The sequence below is a fragment of the Polaromonas sp. P1_E1_2 genome (genome assembly GCF_056406035.1).
The window spans coordinates 1-3097 of record NZ_JBFUAZ010000514.1; the positions used below are offsets into that span (position 1 = coordinate 1).

Annotated in this window: 4 protein-coding genes; all 4 read left to right on the forward strand. The window is 59.0% G+C overall.

Going from position 1 to position 3097, the window contains the following annotated elements; genetic code table 11:
- A partial coding sequence (locus AC1D1P_RS19085; RefSeq protein ID WP_477674055.1) for a glycosyltransferase occupies positions 1-613 on the forward strand: 613 nt, incomplete at its 5' end.
- A 5-nt stretch (positions 614-618) separates the two neighbouring features.
- Positions 619-1842 carry a glycosyltransferase family 4 protein gene (locus AC1D1P_RS19090; protein ID WP_477674056.1) on the forward strand — a complete coding sequence of 408 codons (1224 nt, stop codon included), beginning with the start codon at positions 619-621 and terminating at the stop codon, positions 1840-1842.
- A 9-nt stretch (positions 1843-1851) separates the two neighbouring features.
- Positions 1852-2709, forward strand: a complete 858-nt coding sequence (locus tag AC1D1P_RS19095; protein WP_477674057.1) for a dTDP-4-dehydrorhamnose reductase family protein — start codon at positions 1852-1854, stop codon at positions 2707-2709.
- Positions 2710-2718: 9 nt separating this feature from the next.
- Positions 2719-3097: polysaccharide biosynthesis protein (locus tag AC1D1P_RS19100; protein ID WP_477674058.1), on the forward strand; the 379-nt coding region annotated here is incomplete at its 3' end.

Below are 3097 nucleotides of genomic sequence, written 5' to 3' on the forward strand. Positions count from 1 at the left end.
GTCGATGCGCGACCTGCTCAATGCCTCGGGTCTGACAAAGGACATACCGGTTTCTGTACTGCCCTTTGTGAGCACCAGCGCCGGCTATGAGAGAAACAGCACCTCGAAGGCATGCGATAGCGCATGCGGCTTCATCTATGTAGCTTCAGGTGAGCCTCACAAAAATCACAAACGGCTCATCGAAGCCTGGACCCTATTGGCACGCGACGGTGCGCGTCCTTCGCTACGGCTGACTGTCGACGCCAAGGCCCACCCGGAACTCTGCGCATGGATCGATGAAAAGAAGGCCCGTTCCAACCTGGATGTTGAAAACCTCGGCGCGAGGCCTCATGACGAAATCCTGCACCTCTACGCCCAGGCGAAGGTGCTGGTTTATCCGTCACTGTTCGAGTCGTTTGGCCTGCCACTGATCGAAGCGCGCCAAGCAGGCCTGGCAATCCTGGCGTCAGAACTCGACTACGTACGCGACGTGGTCGACCCCGAGCAGGTATTCGACCCCCATTCACCGGTCTCCATTGCCAGGGCAGTGAAGCGCTTTCTCGGCCAAAGCGAGCAGCCGCTTCCCCTCATGAACGCCGGCGAATTCCTCGCCCATGTTTTCCCCGAAGAGTGACCCAATTGCGTATCCTGATCGTCAGCCAGTATTTCTGGCCAGAAAGCTTTCGCATCAACGATGTCGCGAAAACGCTCGTTGAAAAAGGCTTCGAGGTCGACGTATTGACCGGCAAGCCCAACTATCCTGAAGGCTCGGTTTTTCCCGGCTACCGGGCTTGGGGCTGCCAGCGTGAATCATGGGCCGGCATCTCGATATACCGGGTACCCCTTGCGCCGCGCCGAAAAAAAGGCGCGTTGAACCTGGTCTTCAACTATCTGTCGTTTGTCGCCTCAGGCACACTTTTCGGTGCGTGGCAGCTGCGGGGCAAACGCTACGACGTCATTTTTGCCTACGGTACTTCGCCGATCCTCCAGGCGATCCCGGCGTTGTTCCTCGGTTGGCTGAAAAACCGCAAGGTTGCCGTCTGGGTCCAGGATCTCTGGCCGGAAAGCCTGGAGGCCACGGGTTATGTGCGTAATCCGCGTGCACTGGCGTTGGTGGGGTCCGTGGTCAAAAGTATCTACGCACGCACCGACCTGCTTCTGGTGCAATCGCAGGCATTTGTGCCCAAGGTTCGCGAATTGGCCGGCGACACACCCATCGCCTACTACCCGAATTCGGTTGACCCGCTATTTGCCGCGCCAGGCGACGCACCTGCGCCTCCGATACCGGTTATGGACAGCGGCGCGTTTTGCGTCGTATTCGCCGGCAATATCGGCGCCGGCCAGGCCGTCGAGGCCATTGTCGAGGCCGCTACCCTGCTCCGCGAGCGTCCGGATGTCCAGTTTGTGGTCGTCGGCCAGGGCAGCCGCCAGGCCTGGATGGCCGAAGAAGCTGCGGCACGCGGGCTCACCAACCTGCACCTGCCCGGCCGTTTCCCGGTCGAATTGATGCCCGGCCTCATGCAAAAGGCCTCAGCGTTACTTGTAACCTTGACCGACCAGCCGATTTTCGCGGCGACCATTCCCAACAAGATCCAGGCCTATATGGCCGCCGGACGACCGATAATTGCCTGTTTGAACGGGGAAGGTGCCCGCGTCGTCGAGGAAGCTGGGGCTGGCCTTTCGGTTCCGGCCGAGAATGCGCCGGCCCTGGCCGCCGCGGTGATCCGGCTGGCTGGGATGGGCGCACCAGAACGCGCCACTCTTGGCGCCAACGGCCAACGGTATTTCAAAGAGCATTTCGACCATGACATGCTGACACATCAGCTCATGGACCACTTCCGCGCACTGGCGGAATCTTCTTGAGGTTTTTCGATGAGAGTTCTTGTATTGGGCGCCAGCGGCATGATCGGCAGCGCCATGATCCGCGTCTTGAGCCAGAAAAAGGATTGGCAGGTCTTCGGCAGCATGCGAAATGCCGCGGCGCTGCGCTTTTTTGAGCCCGCCATCGCCGAGCGCATGCTGACCTTTGTCGATATCAACGACCGCGACAGCGTCATCCGCGCATTTGCCCACGCCCGACCTGACGTGGTCGTCAACTGTATCGGCCTGACCAAGCACCATACCGAAGCTGATGATCCGTTGCTCGCGATTCCCATCAATGCGTTGCTGCCACACCAGCTCGCCGGGCTGTGCCTGGCGGCGTCGGCACGTTTGATCCATATCAGCACCGACTGCGTCTTCTCGGGCKCCAAGGGRCACTACATCGAAGCTGACGCTGCCGATGCAAAAGATGTCTATGGCAAGTCCAAGCTCCTCGGTGAGGTGCTGGGCCAGGGCGCGATCACTTTGCGCACCTCGACAATAGGCCACGAATTGCAAAGCGCTTACGGGTTGCTGGAATGGTTTCTTGCACAACAGGGTTCCTGCAAAGGCTTCAACAAGGCCATCTTTTCGGGTCTGCCGAATGTCGTGTTCGCCGAAATCGTCCGCGACATCGTGATTCCACGGCCTGAGCTGTCCGGCCTGTACCACGTTGGCGCCTCCCCGATCGGCAAATACGACCTGCTCAAGCTGATCGCCGCAGCCTACGGCAAGACCATTGATATTCAGATGGACAATACGTTTACGATGGACCGATCGCTCGATTCCAGCCGTTTCCGCGAAGCGACAGGCTACACCGCACCGGCCTGGCCCGAGCTTATCGACATCATGCATTCCTCCAAACTGTAAGAATCAGCCATGTTTGACAACAAAATACTGATGATCACCGGCGGCACCGGCTCCTTCGGCAACGCCGTCCTCAAACGCTTTCTCTCAACGGAAGTGCGCGAGATCCGCATCTTCAGCCGCGACGAAAAAAAGCAGGAAGAGATGCGGATCGCGCTGAACAATGACAAGCTCAAATTTTACATCGGCGACATCCGCGACTACGACAGCATTCACCAGGCGATGAAGGGTGTCGACTACGTGTTTCACGCGGCAGCACTCAAGCAGGTCCCGTCCTGCGAGTTCTATCCGATGGAGGCGGTGCGTACCAATGTACTGGGCGCAGAGAATGTCATGAACGCAGCGATCGCCCACAACGTCAAGCGCGTCGTCGTCCTGAGCACCGACAAGG